The organism is Pseudomonas sp. 2995-3, from assembly GCF_002742565.1.
Classification (GTDB): domain Bacteria; phylum Pseudomonadota; class Gammaproteobacteria; order Pseudomonadales; family Pseudomonadaceae; genus Aquipseudomonas; species Aquipseudomonas edaphica.
This window is the reverse complement of record NZ_LJSB01000054.1, coordinates 62,073-79,075: the sequence shown is the minus strand read 5'-3', so window position 1 is coordinate 79,075 and position 17,003 is coordinate 62,073. Positions and strand designations below refer to the sequence as shown.

The 17,003-nt window shown below is 58.1% G+C and carries 18 protein-coding genes, 1 tRNA gene and 1 pseudogene; 16 read left to right on the top strand and 4 right to left on the bottom strand.

The annotated features are described in order from the left end of the window. Positions 1–39: 39 nt before the first annotated feature. The 15 genes from AOA62_RS02180 to AOA62_RS02110 all read left to right on the top strand — a co-directional run bounded on the left by AOA62_RS02180 (position 40) and on the right by AOA62_RS02110 (position 14,137). Positions 40–1,314: an ABC transporter substrate-binding protein gene (locus tag AOA62_RS02180; protein WP_026013843.1), complete on the top strand. Its 1,275-nt coding sequence runs from the start codon at positions 40–42 to the stop codon at positions 1,312–1,314. A gap of 21 nt (positions 1,315–1,335) precedes the next feature. Further along, positions 1,336–2,298, top strand: coding sequence for a carbohydrate ABC transporter permease (locus AOA62_RS02175; RefSeq protein ID WP_099547696.1), 963 nt, complete (start codon positions 1,336–1,338; stop codon positions 2,296–2,298). Beyond that, positions 2,295–3,137 (top strand): carbohydrate ABC transporter permease, encoded by an 843-nt coding sequence (locus AOA62_RS02170; RefSeq protein WP_017139038.1) that lies wholly within the window; start codon positions 2,295–2,297, stop codon positions 3,135–3,137. The genes AOA62_RS02175 and AOA62_RS02170 overlap by 4 nt, the downstream gene beginning before the upstream one ends. Positions 3,138–3,164: 27 nt before the next feature. Next, on the top strand, positions 3,165–4,310 hold the full coding sequence (locus tag AOA62_RS02165; protein ID WP_099547695.1) for an ABC transporter ATP-binding protein: 1,146 nt from the start codon (positions 3,165–3,167) through the stop codon (positions 4,308–4,310). Beyond that, positions 4,307–5,809 (top strand): sucrose-6-phosphate hydrolase, encoded by a 1,503-nt coding sequence (locus AOA62_RS02160; RefSeq protein WP_099547694.1) that lies wholly within the window; start codon positions 4,307–4,309, stop codon positions 5,807–5,809. The genes AOA62_RS02165 and AOA62_RS02160 overlap by 4 nt, the downstream gene beginning before the upstream one ends. Before the next feature lie 82 nt (positions 5,810–5,891). Further along, positions 5,892–6,884 carry a LacI family DNA-binding transcriptional regulator gene (locus AOA62_RS02155; RefSeq protein ID WP_099547693.1) on the top strand — a complete coding sequence of 331 codons (993 nt, stop codon included), beginning with the start codon at positions 5,892–5,894 and terminating at the stop codon, positions 6,882–6,884. A gap of 209 nt (positions 6,885–7,093) precedes the next feature. After that, positions 7,094–7,795 (top strand): autoinducer binding domain-containing protein, encoded by a 702-nt coding sequence (locus tag AOA62_RS02150; RefSeq protein ID WP_032865893.1) that lies wholly within the window; start codon positions 7,094–7,096, stop codon positions 7,793–7,795. A 159-nt stretch (positions 7,796–7,954) separates the two neighbouring features. Beyond that, entirely contained in the window at positions 7,955–8,530 is a 576-nt protein-coding gene (locus AOA62_RS02145) for an acyl-homoserine-lactone synthase (RefSeq protein ID WP_017139033.1), read from the top strand. 139 nt (positions 8,531–8,669) lie between these two features. After that, on the top strand, positions 8,670–9,263 hold the full coding sequence (locus AOA62_RS02140; RefSeq protein ID WP_017139032.1) for an NAD(P)H-dependent oxidoreductase: 594 nt from the start codon (positions 8,670–8,672) through the stop codon (positions 9,261–9,263). Between the two features lie 13 nt (positions 9,264–9,276). After that, positions 9,277–9,807, top strand: coding sequence for a DUF2867 domain-containing protein (locus AOA62_RS02135; RefSeq protein WP_099547692.1), 531 nt, complete (start codon positions 9,277–9,279; stop codon positions 9,805–9,807). Continuing rightward, on the top strand, positions 9,804–11,009 hold the full coding sequence (locus AOA62_RS02130) for an AfsA-related hotdog domain-containing protein (RefSeq protein ID WP_099547691.1): 1,206 nt from the start codon (positions 9,804–9,806) through the stop codon (positions 11,007–11,009). The genes AOA62_RS02135 and AOA62_RS02130 overlap by 4 nt, the downstream gene beginning before the upstream one ends. Before the next feature lie 13 nt (positions 11,010–11,022). Further along, positions 11,023–12,171: a hypothetical protein gene (locus AOA62_RS02125; RefSeq protein ID WP_017139029.1), complete on the top strand. Its 1,149-nt coding sequence runs from the start codon at positions 11,023–11,025 to the stop codon at positions 12,169–12,171. Between the two features lies 1 nt (position 12,172). Beyond that, positions 12,173–12,943: an SDR family NAD(P)-dependent oxidoreductase gene (locus tag AOA62_RS02120; RefSeq protein WP_017139028.1), complete on the top strand. Its 771-nt coding sequence runs from the start codon at positions 12,173–12,175 to the stop codon at positions 12,941–12,943. A gap of 8 nt (positions 12,944–12,951) precedes the next feature. Then, entirely contained in the window at positions 12,952–13,719 is a 768-nt protein-coding gene (locus AOA62_RS02115; RefSeq protein ID WP_099547690.1) for an SDR family oxidoreductase, read from the top strand. Further along, positions 13,700–14,137 (top strand): hypothetical protein, encoded by a 438-nt coding sequence (locus tag AOA62_RS02110; protein ID WP_017139026.1) that lies wholly within the window; start codon positions 13,700–13,702, stop codon positions 14,135–14,137. The genes AOA62_RS02115 and AOA62_RS02110 overlap by 20 nt, the downstream gene beginning before the upstream one ends. 30 nt (positions 14,138–14,167) lie before the next feature. Here the strand turns inward: AOA62_RS02110 and AOA62_RS02105 are convergent, their stop codons facing one another. Beyond that, the gene (locus AOA62_RS02105) at positions 14,168–15,082 is read right to left on the bottom strand and encodes a LysR family transcriptional regulator (protein ID WP_099547689.1); all 915 of its coding nucleotides are present in this window, start codon (positions 15,080–15,082) and stop codon (positions 14,168–14,170) included. Between the two features lie 141 nt (positions 15,083–15,223). Between AOA62_RS02105 and AOA62_RS02100 the strand changes: the two genes are divergently transcribed. Further along, positions 15,224–15,619, top strand: a complete 396-nt coding sequence (locus tag AOA62_RS02100; protein ID WP_099547688.1) for a RidA family protein — start codon at positions 15,224–15,226, stop codon at positions 15,617–15,619. Between the two features lie 266 nt (positions 15,620–15,885). On the opposite strand, the pseudogene AOA62_RS02095 reads toward AOA62_RS02100, so the two are convergent. From AOA62_RS02095 to pgsA, 3 genes and pseudogenes are all read right to left on the bottom strand, one after another. Continuing rightward, positions 15,886–16,110, bottom strand: a pseudogene (locus tag AOA62_RS02095) (integrase); the annotation flags it as partial. Positions 16,111–16,286: 176 nt separating this feature from the next. After that, positions 16,287–16,362 (bottom strand) — tRNA-Gly (locus AOA62_RS02090). Between the two features lie 63 nt (positions 16,363–16,425). Continuing rightward, on the bottom strand, positions 16,426–16,986 hold the full coding sequence (pgsA, locus tag AOA62_RS02085) for a CDP-diacylglycerol--glycerol-3-phosphate 3-phosphatidyltransferase (RefSeq protein WP_099547687.1): 561 nt from the start codon (positions 16,984–16,986) through the stop codon (positions 16,426–16,428). Positions 16,987–17,003: the final 17 nt, after the last annotated feature.

Below are 17,003 nucleotides of genomic sequence, written 5' to 3'. Positions count from 1 at the left end.
AACGTTAACTTCTCTAAAAACAAAAATAAAGGGTGATCAATGAAACATCTGAAATCTCTTCTTCCTGCCGCACTGTTCACCCTCTGTGTCGGACTTCCATCCGTCTCGAACGCAGCCGATTTGACGATCTCGTGCGGCGCGGTGGGTGCGGAGCTGCAACTCTGCAAAGAGGCAGTCGAGGCATGGTCCAAACAGACCGGCCACAACGTCCAAGTGGTTTCCACGCCTAACTCGGCGACCGAGAGGTTGTCGTTCTACCAACAAATTCTCAGCGCGCAGTCCACTGACATCGACATCATTCAAATCGATATGGTGTGGCCCGGGATGCTGGCCAAACATCTGTTGGATTTGCGCGACGTGCTGCCCGCCGATGCGACGCAAGGCTACTTCCAGGCACAGGTGGATAACGCGACTGTGAATGGACGGCTAGTAACGATGCCGTGGTTCACCGACTCGGGCCTGCTGTATTACCGCAAGGACTTGCTCGAGAAGTACAACAAGCAGGTTCCCCAGACCTGGGAGGAAATGACCACTACCGCCAGGGAGGTTCAACAGGCTGAACGCAACGCCGGGAACGCCAATGCGTGGGGTTATATCTTCCAGGGACGCGCTTACGAGGGGCTGACGTGTAATGCGCTGGAGTGGATCAGCAGCCAACCGGAAGGCGGGCTGGTCAATCCACGCGGAGAGATCGTGGTCAACAGTCAGGCCTCAAGAACTGCTTTGGCCCTGGCGAAAAGCTGGGTAGGCGACATCTCCCCACGCGGCGTACTCAACTACACCGAGGAAGAAGGACGTGGCGTATTCCAGTCGGGAAATGCGTTGTTCATGCGTAACTGGCCTTATGTCTGGGCCCTGGTGCAAAGCCAGGACAGTGTCGTCAAGGACAAGGTTGGGGTTGCTCCCCTGCCCCGAGGCGGCATGACCGGTAGCCATGCGTCCACGCTCGGCGGCTGGGGCCTGGCGGTATCCCGTTACAGCGCTCATCCCAAACTCGCGGCAGAGTTGGTGAGCTACCTCACCAGTGCTCAAGAGCAAAAACACCGTGCCCTGATCGGCGCCTATAACCCGGTTATCGAGTCGCTGTATCAGGACCCCGAATTGCTCGCGTCAATGCCTTATTACAGTCAGCTCCACAGCATTCTCAGCGACGGGGTCATGCGCCCCGCCTCAATCACCGCCGAGCGTTACCCACGGGTCTCCAATGCGTTCTTCGATCGAGTGCATGGCGTGCTGGCAGGCGAGTTGCCTGTCGATCAGGCACTGGCCGAACTGGAAAGCGAACTCACGCGCATCAAACGCAAGAACTGGTAAGCCACAAGGAAGAAAATCACCATGCCTGCCTCTATTACCCATGCCTGCCCTGATGAGCGCCTGCTCATCAGGGAAACCCCCATAGAGCGTCGCCGAATACGCGCTGCCTGGCTGTTTCTGACACCGATGTTGCTGTGTCTGGCCCTGGTGGCCGCCTGGCCGCTGCTACGGACATTCTGGTTCAGCCTGACCGACGCCGACCTGGCGGACACCGGTGGCGGATCCTTCGTGGGCTTGAGCAATTATCTGTCCCGCGACGGCGCCAACTGGTCGGGCATCCTGGTTGATCCACAATGGTGGAACGCCGTGCGCAACACGTTGCATTTCACCGTGGTGTCGGTGGGACTGGAAGTCGTCCTGGGGCTGCTGGTGGCGTTGCTGCTGAACACCAAGTTCACCGGCCGCTCCCTGGTGCGTGCGCTGATTCTGATTCCGTGGGCAATTCCTACCATTGTCTCGGCGAAGATCTGGTCATGGATGCTCAACGACCAGTTCGGCATCATCAATCACATGATGCTGAGCGTCGGCCTGATTGATGCTCCCCTGGCCTGGACAGCAGATGCGGATCTGTCGATGTGGGCGGTCATCATCGTCGACGTCTGGAAGACGGTGCCTTTTGTCACGCTATTGATGCTGGCTGCCTTGCAGATGTTGCCGAGCGATTGTTACGAAGCCGCCAAGGTCGATGGTATTCATCCGCTGAAAGTGTTCTGGCGCGTTACGCTTCCACTGTTGATGCCAGCCTTGTTGGTGGCCGCGATCTTCCGCATCCTCGATTCCCTGCGGGTATTCGACGTCATCTATGTGCTGACCTCAAACTCTTCCAGCACCATGAGCATGTCGGTCTATGCCCGCCAACACTTGGTGGAGTTCCAGGATGTTGGCTATGGCAGCGCGGCCTCGACTCTGCTGTTTCTGGTCGTTGCGGTAATCGCCATGCTTTACCTCTACCTCGGACGCCGTCAAATGGAGGTTCGAGCATGAGCCTGCGCTTACTCAAAAAAGCGCTGTTGCGCTTCGGGTTCTGGTGCCTGATCGGGGTTTTGTTGCTGTATGCGGTCTTCCCTTTCTATTACGCCATCGTGACGTCACTAAAGCCGTCCAGCGCTTTGTTCGAGGTCAGTTACTGGGTCGACAATCCCGACTTTTCCAACTATGCGACGGTACTCCACCAAGCCTCATTCCTGCGGGCTATCGGTAACTCGCTGACGGTCGCGCTTTGCGTGGTGACGCTGGCGCTGTTCCTCAGTGTGACTGCCGCCTATGCCTTGGGAAGAGTGAAATTCCGTGGGCGTGGCACGGTATTGATGATGGTGCTGGGCGTGTCGATGTTTCCCCAGGTCGCGGTACTGTCGGGGCTGTTCGAAGTGATCCGCGCTCTGGGCCTGTACAACACGTCTTGGGCGTTGATCCTGAGCTACACCATTTTCACCCTGCCCTTCACCGTCTGGGTGCTGACCACGTTCATGGGTCAACTCCCTCATGAACTGGAAGAAGCGGCAATCATGGATGGCGCTTCGCCCTGGGTCACGCTTACCCGGGTGCTGTTGCCACTGCTATGGCCCGCACTGGTCACCACCGGTTTGTTGGCCTTTATCGCCGCGTGGAACGAGTTCCTGTTCGCCTTGACCTTCACCCTTACAGACTCACAACGCACGGTGCCTGTTGCCATCGCCTTGATTTCCGGCGGGAGCCCCCATGAGCTGCCTTGGGGGCTGTTGATGGCCGCATCGGTACTGGTCACCGTCCCACTGGTGGTCCTGGTGCTGATCTTCCAGCGTCGAATCGTTTCCGGCCTCACTGCCGGCGCGCTAAAGGGTTGATGCCCAACAACTACAAGGAACAGCATCGTGATCAAATTGAAGCTAGATAATGTGAACAAACAATTGGGCGGCGCACGGATTCTTCGCGACGTCAGCCTGGAGATTGCTGCGGGTGAATTCGTGGTCTTCGTTGGCCCTTCGGGTTGCGGAAAGTCGACCCTGCTGCGACTGATCGCCGGGCTGGATTCCATCTGCGGCGGCGACTTGTTGATCGACGGGCGAAGGGTCAACGACCTGGAACCGCGCGAGCGTGGCGTCGGCATGGTGTTTCAGTCTTATGCGCTGTACCCGCATATGAGCGTCTACGACAACATCAGCTTTGGTCTCAAACTGGCCAAGACTGAAAAGACCAGTCTGCGCGAGCGCGTGCTGAAAACTGCGCAAATCCTGCAGTTGGACAAACTGCTGCAACGCAAGCCAAAGGAACTGTCTGGCGGGCAGCGTCAGCGTGTGGCGATGGGTAGGGCCATGGCGCGCGAACCGGACATTTTGTTGTTCGATGAGCCGCTCTCCAATCTGGATGCATCCTTGCGGGTGCAGATGCGCAACGAAATCGCCCGGCTGCATGATCGACTTGGCTCGACAATGGTCTACGTCACCCACGATCAGGTGGAGGCGATGACCCTGGCGGATAAAATTGTTGTGCTCAACGGCGGTCGCGTAGAGCAGGTCGGCTCACCGCGTGAACTCTATGAGCGTCCAGCAAGCCGCTTTGTCGCCGGTTTCCTCGGCTCGCCCAAAATGAATTTTCTGGCGGCACGCCTGCAGGCCCCGGGAGCCACCAGCCTGGTCGACGCCCCCGTGTTGGGCATGACCACCCTGCCCTTCGAGAGCGCCGACCTGGCGGCGGGTACGCTGCTGACCCTGGGGGTTCGCCCCGAGCACATTTCGCTCAAAGCGGCAGAGGCAGACGCCGGAATCGTCGTGACCGGGGTCGAATACCTTGGCAGCGAAACGTATGTGCACCTCGAAACAGGTCAGGACGAGCCACTGATCTGTCGTTGTGAGGTCAGCGCCGGCTGGCAGGCTGGCGATCGGGTCGAGCTGCAGCTGGACATCGGCAACCTGCACCTGTTCGGCGAGGACGGCACTGCCTTGAAGCGCCCCCCCCACACTGTTGAAAACCCGCGCAGTGATGTCTCCCTGCACGCAGTCCGAGTACAGGCCCTATGACCATGCCGTCAAATAACATCAGCGATCCAATGTCTTCCTGCCTCGACCTTGCGCAGCGTGCACTGACTGATGGCCTGTCTCGCGTCATCCAGGATTATCGACCCGATTATCATATCGCCCCCCCGGCAGGCTGGATGAACGACCCTAACGGGGTCGTGTACTTTCGTGGCGAATACCACGTGTTCTATCAACATTACCCCTTCGAAGCCAAATGGGGCCCTATGTATTGGGGGCACGCCAAGAGTACCGACCTGGTTCATTGGCAGCACCTGCCCATCGCGCTGGCACCTGGCGAAGACTTCGACCGTGACGGTTGTTTTTCCGGTAGTGCCGTGGTGTGTGGAGAGACCTTGGCCCTGATCTACACCGGCCACACCTGGCTGGGAGAAGTGGGGGATGAACGCTTGATCCGTCAAGTTCAGTGCCTGGCCACCAGCACTGACGGCATCCAGTTCGTCAAGCATGGCGCCGTCATCGAGACCCCACCGCAAGACACCATCATGCACTTTCGTGACCCCAAGGTATGGAAGGAAAATGGCTGCTGGTACCTCATTGTCGGCGCACGCCTGGGCGATACGCCGCTGCTGCCGTTGTACCGTTCCACCGATCTGCACGCCTGGGAGTTTCTCGACTATGTGGCAAGCGGCAGCGAGGGTGATGGCTATATGTGGGAATGCCCGGACCTGTTTCGGCTGAACGGACACGATGTACTGCTGTACTCCCCTCAAGGAATGCAGTCCGAAGGTTACGAACGGCTCAACAAGTACCAGACGGGTTACCGCGTGGGCCGACTCGACAACGAGTGGCACTTCACTGGCGGGCCGTTTATCGAGCTGGATAATGGCCACGACTTCTATGCCGCACAAACGCTATTGGCCCCCGATGGTCGGCGCCTCGTGTGGGCGTGGCTCGACATGTGGGAAAGCCCGATGCCAAGCCAGGCCCATCATTGGTGCGGCATGCTCGGTTTGCCACGCGAGCTTGAACTCAGCGCAGATCGCCTTTGCATGTTTCCGGCACGGGAGCTCACCGCTCTGCGCCAGGCAGCGTTGCCGAGTACGCCCTGGTGGGATGAGCAGGGAACCCGGGACGTGCCGCACGTGAATGGCGATAGGCTGGAAATCCATGTGCACCTGGATGTGCTCGACTGCACCGATGGGCACTTGGGGATCGCCTTGCGCTGTAGCGACGATGGCCATGAACAGACCCTGCTCTACTACGATGCGGTGTTGCAGCGCCTGGTCCTTGACCGCAGCCGCTCAGGTGCGCAAGTCACCGGTCAGCGCAGCGTGGCGATAGACCCGACACAAGGCTTGCTGGCACTGCGTGTGTTCCTCGATCGCTCGTCCATTGAGGTGTTCGACGAAAACGGGCGTTTCAGCCTCAGCAGTCGCCTATACCCACAGCCCGGTAGTTTGGGTGTGAAGCTTGTTGCAAGCGGGAGTGGCGGACGTGTCTCGATTTCCAGGGCATGGTCTCTCGCCTCGGGATGGTTATGAGCAGCGTCATTGGAGTCGCGAGAAGCGCAAACCATGTGTCATGTGTCATGATTCGTCGTCAATCTGACCGGTTTCTCTTCGCATGACTTCAGTGAAAGACGTTGCACGGCTGGCCGGCGTGTCCCTGATGACGGTTTCCCGAGCGCTCAGCAATCCGGAAAAACTGAGCCCCGAAACCTATCAACGGGTGCGTCGTGCCATTGACGAATTACAATTCGTGCCGAGCATGTCGGCGCGAAAGATTCGTGGCGACAACCTCCAGAGTCGAACCATCGGTGTGTTCGCACTGGACACTGCTACAACACCGTTTGCTGTCGAGTTACTGCTGTCCATCGAACAGACCGCACAGCAAGCTGGCTGGAATGTCTTTATCCTCAACCTGCTAAGCAACCCGCCCACCGACCAGAATATCGACCTGATGCTATCGCACCGTCCCGACGGGCTGATCTTCAGTGCCATGGGGTTACGCCAGGTGTGCATTCCTGAGCGTTTGAAGAGCAAACCCCTGGTACTCGCCAATTGCCTGGCCGATGACAGTCACCTGGTCAGTTATGTGCCAGACGACGAAATGGGACAGTATCGGGCGGTACACCACGCCCTGAGCCAGGGCTATAGGCGCCCTCTGTGTATCAATTTGCCCAAAAAGAGCCTGGCCTGGCACCTGCGACAAAAAGGCATGCAGCGCGCCTGTCAGGCATTCGGCCTGGCGCCTGACGCGCTCCTGCAATACGACCTTTCTGATCATGACGCCTATGGTGAAACCGCAGCCATCCTCGACAGGCACATCATGGACGGTCGTCCCCAATTCGACATTCTGATCTGTGGCAACGACCGCATTGCCTTTTGTGCCTATCAGTTGTTGTTGGGCCGTGGCCTGAAAATTCCAGACGATGTCGCAGTACTCGGCTACGACAACATGATCGGTATCGCTGAACTGTTCATCCCACCGCTGACAACGGTACAACTGCCGTACTACGAGATCGGGCGCAGGGCCGCCCGGCACCTGATCGAAGCCCTCGACGTATCCGGAGCCCAGCCAGTTGATTGCCCATTGGTTGCCAGGACATCGCTATAAAGGATTTAGTTAATTCGGCGAAAGCCGCCCTCAGTTATCCAGCTACCGGTAGCACGACAGGGGCAGGCATTGCTGGCTCGGCGTGGTTGTGGCCGATCAGTCAACCCAGCCATGACAACACTGCCCTGCGTCATCAGTGCCTCCGAAAGTGATTTTCGGCGCAGATAGAACGTAACAAGGTCAATTCAAGGAGAATGACAGTGAAGTGGATGGATGATTTGCTAGACACGATCGACAATGCCCGAACCGAAGTTGAATTGTTGACCCGGATCGTAAGCACTGCAAAACATCTAGGGTTTGACTATTGCGCCTATGGGATCCGAATACCTATACCCGTCACCCGCCCCAAGGTCGTGATGAGCAACAACTTTCTGCCTTCGTGGCGACAACGCTATACCCAATGCGAATACATCGCCGTGGACCCGACGGTACAACACTGCACGAAATCGACGGTACCGATTGTCTGGGACGAGCAAATGACCCAGCAAAACCCGCAGATGTGGGAGGAAGCCCGCGCCGTCGGACTAGCCCACGGTTGGGCGCAATCCTGTCTGGACGGCCGCGGCAGCGGCGGCATGCTGACACTGGCGCGCCCCAATGACCCTATTACTACCCAAGAGCTTGCCGCCAATCAAAAATACATGCGTTTTTTGGTGCAGGTCGCCCATCAGGGTTTCTTGCGCGTGCTGACACCGCACTGGCAATTACCACAGGAAAAATCGCTGTCGCGGCGCGAATGTGAAGTCCTTAAGTGGGCAGCCGACGGCAAGACCGCCCACGAGATCGGTTTGATCCTCTCGCTATCGCGGGAAACCATCAAGTTTCACCTGCGCAATGCAGGCTCGAAACTGGGCGTCCATAACTGTACCGCTACCGTAGTGCGCGCCACTTCACTGGGCTTGCTCGTCTGACACACAACTCAGTTCCGCACCTCTGATGCGTTAAGGTCGCTGAGTGATAACAACAATAATGATACTCGCACCTTGGCGGCACACCTGCCCAAAAGAGCAGTACCTAAGCATTCGATTATTCTGCCGAATAGCCCCTCGATTATTTGCCGAGGGTTCCTCATGTATATGACCACGGGTACGCGCCTTACATTACCGATAGAACTGTGGCAGGCCCTGTTGCTCTATCGCTATCGCGTATTTGTCGAGAAGCTTGGATGGCATCTGGATTGTGCGATCGGTGAGGAACTGGATCAATTCGACCGCGACGACACGGTATACGTGATCGCCCATCAAGGCCCGCGCATCGTCGGCGTAGCGCGGCTGCTGCCCACGCACAAGCCCTATCTGCTGGGAGAGGTGTTCCCCCAGGTGATTGGCGGCCAGGCACTCCCTCATTCCGCAGACATCTGGGAAATCTCCCGTTTTGCCGCCGTCGACCTGCAACAACAGACCTTCACTGGCCATTCACTGTCATCGCCGAACGCCGTGGCGCTACTGCACGAAGTGCTCAAGGTCGCGGCTCGCCACGAGGTTCGCCAATTGATCACGGTCTCTCCGCCGGGGATTGCCCGATTGTTGCGCAAAGCGGGCTTCGACGCGCATTGCGAGGGCAAGCTGACCGTAATCGACGGGCATAAGATCATGGCCAACTGGATCAGGGTACCGCCCAGCCTTGTTGATCGAGCAGTGGCCTGAAGCACCACGAAAGGCCTGCCGCTGCCGGCAAGTTGGCCAAGCCGACTCCCCAAAAGGTTAGGTTACAACCTCAGGCACCTACTCTTAAATAGTGCTGCATCGGCATTCCAACCGACTCTATAAAGGACACGCGCCCTACATGAAAAACGTCATTGTCATTTCTGGCCATCCTGATCTCTCGGTTTCCCGCGTCAATACCGCGATCATGAGCAAGATCAGCCATCGTGGCGTCAAGGTCCATAGCCTGGCCAGCGCGGTCACGCCCACCGGGTTCGATATTCATGCAGAGCAAGCGTTGCTCGATGCCCATGACCGCATCGTGTTGTTGTTTCCGTTGTATTGGTATTCCTGCCCGGCAATCATGAAACAGTGGATCGATGAAGTGTTCACCCCCGGCTATGCCTACGCACGCGGCGGCGACAAGCTCAAGAACAAGGAGTTCATGATCATCACCACGGTGGGTGCACCATCCACAGGCTACCGCGCTGGCGGGTTCAACCGTTACACACTGGATGAATTGCTCAGGCCTTTGCAGCAGACGGTGGCGTATGTCAAAGGTATCTACCTGCCTGTTGTCGGGATTTACGAATCGGTATTCATCGATGACGAATCAATCGACGTCACCGCTCGGAATGTCGCCGAACAGGTCATTGAGGACCAGGCATCCGCCGACCAGCTCTACGAAAACATGCTGTTGCAGGCCGAGCAGGCGCAAATCGCCCTGCTGCAATAAGGCGTCATCAAGGATGAAGACGCCAAATGACCAGATCCCACCGTGCGCCAGCCTGGTGGCCGCGCACCATGAGCTGAATTTTCTGCATTCGGCCAGCGCGATCATCGACACCGAATCCACGGTATTCGAACTGTACTGCCAAATGACGGCCGCGACGCCCGCCTGGCTCAAAGGCGCGTTCAGGCTGCGCGACAGCATCTCCCAGCACTTTCACGTCGAGAGGATCGGCGGGTTCTCGGGCGTCACACCACAGTGCGTCCCGACGGTCGGCGAAAAGCTCGATTTCTTCACCATCGAGGCCATCAGCGCACAGAAGCTGGTACTGACCTCACGCGATACCCATCTGGCGGTCATGGTCTCGATCGATGCAACACTCGCGCAACCGCGTTGCCTGCATATCACCACCTCCGTCAAGACCTTCAACACGTTCGGCCGCCTGTACATGCTGCCGGTGGCGCCGGTGCATGGGCTCATCATCAAGCTTTTACTGTCCCACCTCCCCCTACATTCCCCAACTCGCTCACTTGGAGATCGCAACTCATGAACAGCGCAGACTCGATTGACCCTCATCTGTTGCACAAAGACACATCCAAGGATGTCCTGATCGCTCGACCAAGGCTGCTTCTGCCCAGTTTTCTCAGCACTCCGATCGGTGCCGAAATACTGGCTGGCAACGCGCAGGATCAGGCCCTGTTCAAGGCCCTGTACCGTGCGCAAGATGGCCAGTATGTGCTGCGCTATCTGCCCTTGACCATCAGCGCGCAGCAGGCGAGCACACTCTCCACCTTCGAGATCCGCCTGACTGACTTCTATACCGAGTGCGGCGACCACTTCATCCTCACGGCTGAATTCATCCCCCAGCAGGCCCAACGCTACCTGGCCCAGCATTTTCAGGGCGGTGATGCCGAAATACCGGCCGACCAGGTATTACGCATGATCGAATGCCTTGAAGCGCTCGCGCAGTGGGATAAGGCCAGGCAGGGGTCTTATCTGTTGATCAACGACACCAAGAATTACTACTTCTACAACAAGCAGCACGAACATGTACCAGGCCTGATGTTGATCGAAGTGGCCAGGCAAGCCATGTACCACTACGTCTACAACTACTTGGGACACCAACGCGGCGCAGTTTCCATTTCTATCGAAGACTTGCGCATTTCCTTCAATGCCTACACCGAATCGGCCTATGAAGTCGAAGTCGTGGTGCAGCAGGCCCAGGGCCTCAAGCGATCACAACCCAAGTCCATCGACAAGTGCGCGAACTTCTATCAGAACGGTCGGCTGGTGTCGCGTCTTTGGCTACAAGGCGCAGTGATCAAGTTACCGCTGTTCAAACGCATGCGCTCGTTGAACTACCCTCAGGATCATTGGTTTGCCCCTTCTGATCGCTTGCCCAAGAACATCCTCGTGCATCACGCCGATAGCGTGTTGCAAGCCAGGCTGAGCCTGCTCTCGGTACTGGGAGTGCTGGTGACTCATCAAGCCGGGGCCATCGATTGGAGCACGGTCAGTACCGTATCGCTCTACATCGAAGGGGGTGGTTTCCTCAGTCTGCCAGTTGCTTCGAGCTGCTCCACCAGCGAGTCCGACCAGCGAGTGCTGGTGTTCGGCAAGCTGTCCAAGAACCAGGCCAGCGAACTGCGTGAAACGATCAAGTGCCACTGCTTCTTTGCCGGGCAGATGCAATGGGCCGCTGCCGCTGCCCCTTCACCTGCCTCTCTCGCCCACGAGCAAATCGTGGCATGAGGATCGTGCGCCCATGAGCTATGAGATATCACAACGCCCACTGGTGATCGGCCAGAGCGTTTCGCTGAAAAACCGCTTGTATTTCGCCCCGATGGGCATCGACCTGGCCACCTCGGACGGTTCGCTGTCCGAGGAAATGCTCACCTTCTATAAACATGTGATCGACGGTGGCTGCGCCATGGTGGTGCTGGGCAACTCCTCCATAGCGCCCTCCACGCGCCTGCATGCGCGTGGCCTGTGCCTGCACAGCGATGCCAACCTGGAAAAGCTCGTGCCGCTGGTGGAGTACGGTCGCCAGCGGGACTGCCCAGTGGTGGTGCAACTTCAGCATTACGGAGCCCAAGGCGGCACGCAGATCAGCGGCCAACCGCTGCTTTGCCCGAGCCGCAGTGCGTTATCCGCCAGCAGCGGCGCCGATCTATTGGTAGAGATGAGTGTCGAGGACATCGACGCTGTCTGCGATCAGTTTGCCCAAGCGGCTCTGCGTGCCAGGCAGGCCGGTGCCAGGATGGTCCAGCTTCAGGCATCCAACGGCTATCTGCTGAGCAGTTTTCTGTCGCCCTGGACCAACCATCGCCGTGACGCCTATGGCGCAAGCCCCATCAAGCGAGCGCGGTTCCTGCTGGAAGTCATCGACCGCATTCATAGGGTTACCGCTGGAGACCTGGAGGTTTCCGTGCGCCTGGGCATCGATGATTGTCTGGGCGCCAGAGGGCAGCAACCGGAACTGCTCGAGGACGTGGTGGCAGCCCTGGCGGACGCGGGGACGTCGGCAATCATGTGCTCGATCACCATCAAGGAAACCTTCCGCTACATGCTTACTGCCCATCCGACAATTCAGCGACAGTTCGTCGAAGGGGTACGCCTGATCAAGTCGTTCACCTCGCTCCCGGTCGGCTATGCCGGTTTCATTGGCTCCCTGCAGGAGGCAGAAGATCAACTGCGGCTTGGTCACTGCGACCTGATCGGCATGAGCCGGGCCCTTTTTGCCGATAACGACCTGATCAGCAAGTCGCTCGCCGGCCACGAGGATCAGGTCCAGCAATGCCGGTTTGACGGTAACTGCTTTCGGGACAAGAGCAATCCGCAACTCGATCGGGTGTATTGCTGTGTAAATGAGCATTACAAGCGTCCTGCTCACATCCATTACGGGAATCAATAACATGGAATTTAAAGACAAGAACATCGTCATTACCGGCGGTGCAAGCGGCATCGGCCTGGCGGTGGCAAAGCAACTGGCCGAAGCAGGCGCACGGCTGTTCCTGATGAGCAGGAACCAGCAAAAGGCTGACGCCGCTCTGGAGATACTGGGTGCTTCGGCGCAGTTCATCTTTTGCGATGTGGCGTCGCAAACGTCAGTAGCCGAGGCATTCGCGACGGTGGCTGGCGAGGTTGATCGGTTGCACTATGCAATCAACAACGCAGGCATTACCGCCCCCTACGCGCCGATCGCAACAATCCAACCGCAGGACTGGAACAGGGTCATCCACACCAACCTGAACGGCCCCCTTTACTGCCTGCAAAAAGAACTGGCATTGATCAGCCAGTACCCCAATGGAGCGATCGTCAACGTGTCCTCGTGCGCTGGCGTGATGCCCATGGCCAATCAGGCGGCCTATGTCGCCAGCAAGACAGCGCTCAATGCCTTGACGCAGGTCGCCGCCATGGAAAATGCCTGCGACAGCGAATCCCGCTTTGCCGTGCGCGTCAACGCCGTAGCGCCCGGGCCGACACTGGGAGGTATGAACTCTCCGGAACGGCTGGCTGCCCACCCGGAAAACACCCAGCGCAAGCTTGACGTGACGGCCATGAAGCGCTTTGCCCAGCCAGAGGAAATCGCCGATGCGATCGTGTTTTTGCTGAGCAAGAGATCCAGCTACATCACCGGCACGGTGCTCAGCGCCGATGGCGGCTATCACATCGGCAAATTCTAGGGGCAATCATGGCTAGCATATTGATCACCGGTGTAAGCACCGGTATCGGCAACGCTTTGGCGCGCTATCACCTGGCCAGGGGCGACGAAGTGCTCGCGGTGTCACGAAGCCCTGCGGCCAATATCCCGCCACAGGAGCGCTTCCACTTCCTGCGGTGCGATTTGACCGATATCGAGCGCGCGCCGGCAATCTTGCAGGCGTTGCTATCGCGCACCCCTACCCCGGTAGAGACCGTCTACCTGAATGCGGGAAGGTTCGGCAGCGCGCCCCAACTGGCCACGCAGACCTCGATGCAGGAGTTCAATAGCGTCTTGGCGCTCAACCTGGGCGCCGTGAAAATGGTCCTGGACATTATGCTGAGTGCGACGCAGCCCCCCAGTACCGTGGTCTTCTCATCATCGATTTCGGCACTGCGCCAACGTGCAGGGATGCTCTCATATTCGGTATCCAAGGCGGCGTTGAACGCCCTGGCAAAAATCTATCAATTGGAAAACCCACACACCTTCTTTGCCGTTCTGGGGCTCTGCAACGTCCAAACAACGGTGGCACGAACCATCATGGCGGCGGATGAGCGTTTCAGCGACCTTGTCGCGCTGCGACAACGAGCGGCAACTCCCGGCTACATCGTCGACGCCGAGTCCCGCGCTGGGCATATCGCCTACGTCTTGGCCGAGCGCCATCGTAATGGACTGAAATCGGGAGAGTTCCAAGAAATTCGTGACTTGTTGAACCAGCCACTCCAGGAGGAGACTCGCAATGACCCAATCCACACATGAGAAAATCGTACGCGTCGGCGCTGCATACGACGTTCTTGCAATGGCTCCATTCGCCTTGCCGGTGGTGTCCATCTGGGCCTATTCACTGATCCAATGGCTCGATCATCAACTGGGCTTCGACAGCCCCTTCTCGACGCTCGACCCCACGGCCATGTTCCTGCTCAACATCGGTGCGTGGGCATATCTCGTGTGGGGCTTTGTGCGTTGGCGAGCGCCCACACGCGAACACGCCCGTCTCAGCGCCTTGCTACGCGTGATCGTAGTGGTATTGCAGGTAGTGGCCGTCAGCGGTGGCGCTTCGCCGTTCTTGCTGGTGCTGGGTGCCGTTCAACTGGTGCTGGCGGTACTGGAGTTTTCCCACGGATTATTCGAGCGCAACGTCGCCAAACCCACCCAACAAGGGGCCCGCTCTTCCTGATCCTGCCGGGCCCCCATTGTGGGCCCTGTTTCACTTAACCACCGGCGCATGCTCGGCCATCAATTCTATTACCCAGTCGATAAATACCCGCACCTTGGCGCTGACGTGGCGATTCGGCGGGAATGCCAGATACATCGGCATTGGCGCCATGTGCCAGTCCTCAAACAGCGGCAGCAGCTCGCCGCTGACCAGGTGCGGTTTGGCCATGTACTGCGGTAGCCAAAGCATGCCCAGGCCAGCCAGGCCGGCGGCGAGGTACGCATTACCGTCGTCGACCGTCAGTTGCGGGCGACCCTGGGCCTCAATGCGTTCCTCACCCCGCTGCATCGCGTAGGGCAAGGATTTGCCGGTACGAAACCAGAGGAAGCCAACGGTACTGTGCCTGCCCTCCTCCATCTCACGAGGGTGCGCCGGCATACCGAAGCGCTGCAGATAGCCGGGCGCGGCATACATGCCGATGTTCAGATCGCCCACATGCCTTGCCACCAGGAACTGATCGGTGATCTCGCCGCCGCGCAACACGCAGTCGACGTTTTCGCCAATGATATCGACGATGCGATCGCTCGCGCCCACGGTCAGCTGGATTTCCGGGTAGCGTGCAAAGAACCCCGGCAAGGCGGGTATCAGCAGCATTCGCGCCAGCGGGCTGGGCACATCCACCCGCAGCCGCCCGCGCGGTGTCATCGACGCGCTGGACAGGCTGGTCTCGGCGTCGTCCATATCGACCAGTAGCCGGATGACGCGCTCGTAGTAGGCCGCGCCGTCGGCGGTGACGTTGACCTTGCGTGTGGTGCGGTTGAGCAAACGCACACGCAGCCTCGCTTCCAGTTGCTGAACGAGCTGCGTAACGGTGGTCTTGCTCATGTGCAGGGTGGCTGCCGCCTTGGTGAAGCTGCCGGTTTCCACCACTCGGGCAAAGGCCTGCATTGCATCGAAACGGTCCATTTCACGCCTCACTCGGATCTGGATAGTTTGGATTCTACAAACAGTCATGACCAGCGTTGCGCGTTTATTCAGGTCGCTCGTCTTTTTACACTGGCTCCATCGTAAACAGCGGGCCGCGATGGCCCCCGAAGGAGGTATGCAATGACCCGCAAACGTGATGTCGTTTTCCCGCCTGACCGCCATGCACTGTACGAGCTCCACCGCTACTCACCGGCGATTCGCTCCAACGGTTTTCTGTTCGTATCCGGTCAGGTCGGCAGCCGCAAGGATGGCTCGGCCGAGCCAGACCTCGCGGCACAGGTTCGCCTGGCCTTCGACAACCTCAACGCGATCCTGGCCGAGGCCGGCAGTAGTTTCGAGGATGTGGTGGACACGACCATCTTCATGGTCGACCCCGACTCAACATTCGAAACAATCTGGGAAGTAGCGGCCGAGTACTGGGGCGAAGCTCCCTACCCGACGGCGACCGCTATCGGCGTGACCTGGTTGTCCGGCTTCGACTTCGAGATCAAGGTGATTGCCAAACTATCCCCATAAACTCAGCTCAGGCCTTCTCCGACCGACAAAGGGAACCCTCTTGTTTTTTCTGAAGTGACCCTCCGCTCCCGGTCGGTTTATGCCTGATGTCATCGCCTGCTTCTGGCCAGGCTGTGTGAAAACACATGTTTATAACGATTCGGCCATGGGGGTATTTGTCTAGGTTTTGAGGCACCATATCGTCTCTAGGAAGCCAACAGCTCGACGCAGCTCGCAAACCAAATCAGGAAGAATGCTCCATCAGTAGATAGGGGTGTTCGTCACCGGGGATTGAGTTCCATACCTTCGACCTTTACCAGGGCATAGTGAAACAGCTGGTTGAACCAGGTTCGGCATTTTTCAGCCATGATGAAGGCTTTGCGTTGTTCGATGGTATTGAGAATGGCCAGCAGGTCATGGCGGGTGATGCTTTTGATAGGACGTTCAGCGAGGGTCGGCAAAATGTCTTTTTTGAAGACCCTGAGGATTTGCGAGAGGGTGGTTTGGCGACCTGAGGGGATCCAGCAACAATACGAATTCGAGTCTGTCGGTTAGACAGTACTTAAAACGATACTTAAACGTACCGGATTGCCCTGGATTCCAGTGGTTTTCCGCAGAAACGAAAAAAGACGCCTAAGCGTCTATTTCGTGGATCCCAGCGTCCAGTGGACATCTGTGGATCAAATTTTGGAGCGGGAAACGAGACTCGAACTCGCGACCCCGACCTTGGCAAGGTCGTGCTCTACCAACTGAGCTATTCCCGCGTCTTGGTGGTGTGCATTCTATAGAATCCAGAACCCCCGTCAACCCCTTGATTCAAAAAAGTTTTATTTCTTTTCAACGGTGGTACGCAGATGCGGCCAGGCGGCGCGCAAATACTGAAGCATGGACCACAGGGTCAGGCCGGCGGCGATGAGCAGCAAGGCGTAACCGATAAGAACCCAAATCGAGAAGTCCGATGGGTTGGCCAGCAAAATCACCAGCGCAAGCATTTGCGCGGCGGTTTTCCATTTGCCCATGTTGGAGACGGCCACGTGGGCGCGGGCGCCGATTTCGGCCATCCACTCGCGCAGGGCCGAGACAACGATCTCGCGGCCGATGATCACGGCGGCCGGCAGGGTCAGCCACAGGTTGCCATGTTCCTGCACCAGCAGGACCAGGGCGACGGCGACCATGAGTTTGTCGGCCACAGGGTCAAGGAACGCGCCGAATGGCGTGCTCTGCTCCAGGCGGCGCGCCAGGTAGCCGTCGAGCCAGTCGGTTGCGGCAGCGAAGGCAAACACCGAACTGGAGGCGGCGTAGCTCCATTCGTAGGGCAAATAGAACAACAAAATGAAAATCGGGATAAGCAGGACGCGTAGAACGGTGATCAGATTAGGGATATTCATCGGCACAACTGGCTACG

Coding starts and splice junctions, on each gene's coding strand:
- AOA62_RS02180 (WP_026013843.1), top strand. CDS start 40: ATGAAACATCTGAAATCTCTTCTTCCTGCCGCACTGTTCACCCTCTGT.
- AOA62_RS02175 (WP_099547696.1), top strand. CDS start 1,336: ATGCCTGCCTCTATTACCCATGCCTGCCCTGATGAGCGCCTGCTCATC.
- AOA62_RS02170 (WP_017139038.1), top strand. CDS start 2,295: ATGAGCCTGCGCTTACTCAAAAAAGCGCTGTTGCGCTTCGGGTTCTGG.
- AOA62_RS02160 (WP_099547694.1), top strand. CDS start 4,307: ATGACCATGCCGTCAAATAACATCAGCGATCCAATGTCTTCCTGCCTC.
- AOA62_RS02155 (WP_099547693.1), top strand. CDS start 5,892: ATGACTTCAGTGAAAGACGTTGCACGGCTGGCCGGCGTGTCCCTGATG.
- AOA62_RS02150 (WP_032865893.1), top strand. CDS start 7,094: ATGGATGATTTGCTAGACACGATCGACAATGCCCGAACCGAAGTTGAA.
- AOA62_RS02145 (WP_017139033.1), top strand. CDS start 7,955: ATGTATATGACCACGGGTACGCGCCTTACATTACCGATAGAACTGTGG.
- AOA62_RS02140 (WP_017139032.1), top strand. CDS start 8,670: ATGAAAAACGTCATTGTCATTTCTGGCCATCCTGATCTCTCGGTTTCC.
- AOA62_RS02135 (WP_099547692.1), top strand. CDS start 9,277: ATGAAGACGCCAAATGACCAGATCCCACCGTGCGCCAGCCTGGTGGCC.
- AOA62_RS02130 (WP_099547691.1), top strand. CDS start 9,804: ATGAACAGCGCAGACTCGATTGACCCTCATCTGTTGCACAAAGACACA.
- AOA62_RS02125 (WP_017139029.1), top strand. CDS start 11,023: ATGAGCTATGAGATATCACAACGCCCACTGGTGATCGGCCAGAGCGTT.
- AOA62_RS02120 (WP_017139028.1), top strand. CDS start 12,173: ATGGAATTTAAAGACAAGAACATCGTCATTACCGGCGGTGCAAGCGGC.
- AOA62_RS02115 (WP_099547690.1), top strand. CDS start 12,952: ATGGCTAGCATATTGATCACCGGTGTAAGCACCGGTATCGGCAACGCT.
- AOA62_RS02110 (WP_017139026.1), top strand. CDS start 13,700: ATGACCCAATCCACACATGAGAAAATCGTACGCGTCGGCGCTGCATAC.
- AOA62_RS02105 (WP_099547689.1), bottom strand. CDS start 15,082: ATGGACCGTTTCGATGCAATGCAGGCCTTTGCCCGAGTGGTGGAAACC.
- AOA62_RS02100 (WP_099547688.1), top strand. CDS start 15,224: ATGACCCGCAAACGTGATGTCGTTTTCCCGCCTGACCGCCATGCACTG.
- pgsA (WP_099547687.1), bottom strand. CDS start 16,986: ATGAATATCCCTAATCTGATCACCGTTCTACGCGTCCTGCTTATCCCG.